Below are 700 nucleotides of genomic sequence, written 5' to 3'. Positions count from 1 at the left end.
CCGGTCACCGGCAGGTCCGACAGCTCGCCGGTCTTGACGTTGCGCAGCTTCAGACCGGAGAGCTTCCCGTCGCCCTGGATCTCGGCGACCTCGCTGTCCCACACGAACGTGATCTTCGGGTCGGCGAAGGCACGCTCCTGCATCGCCTTGGAGGCGCGCAGGGTGTCGCGGCGGTGGACGACCGTCACGGAGCGGGCGAAGCGCGAGAGGAAGGTGGCCTCCTCCATCGCGGTGTCGCCGCCGCCGATCACGGCGATGTCCTGGTCCTTGAAGAAAAAGCCGTCACAGGTGGCGCACCAGGAGACACCGCGGCCGGACAGGGCGTCCTCGCCCGGCAGGCCGAGCTTGCGGTGCTGCGAGCCGGTGGCGACGATCACGGCCTTCGCCCGGTGCACCGTGCCGGCGGTGTCGGTGACGGTCTTGATCTCACCGGTCAGGTCGACGTTGACGACGTCGTCCGGAACGAGCTCGGCGCCGAAGCGCTCCGCCTGGGCGCGCATGTTGTCCATGAGCTCGGGGCCCATGATGCCGTCCTGGAAGCCCGGGAAGTTCTCCACGTCCGTGGTGTTCATCAGCGCACCACCGGCGGTGACGGCACCCTCGAACACCAGTGGCTTCAGCGACGCGCGCGCGGTGTAGAGCGCCGCCGTGTAGCCGGCGGGCCCGGAGCCGATGATGATCACGTTACGGACGTCGCTCA

At 69.0% G+C, this 700-nt stretch carries 1 protein-coding gene; it reads right to left on the bottom strand.

The annotated features are described in order from the left end of the window. Nucleotides 1-700: NAD(P)/FAD-dependent oxidoreductase (locus SSP24_RS42565; protein WP_141316646.1), on the bottom strand; the 700-nt coding region annotated here is incomplete at both ends.

The organism is Streptomyces spinoverrucosus (genome assembly GCF_006539505.1).
Classification (GTDB): domain Bacteria; phylum Actinomycetota; class Actinomycetes; order Streptomycetales; family Streptomycetaceae; genus Streptomyces; species Streptomyces spinoverrucosus.
This window is presented reverse-complemented; position numbering and strand designations above follow the sequence as displayed.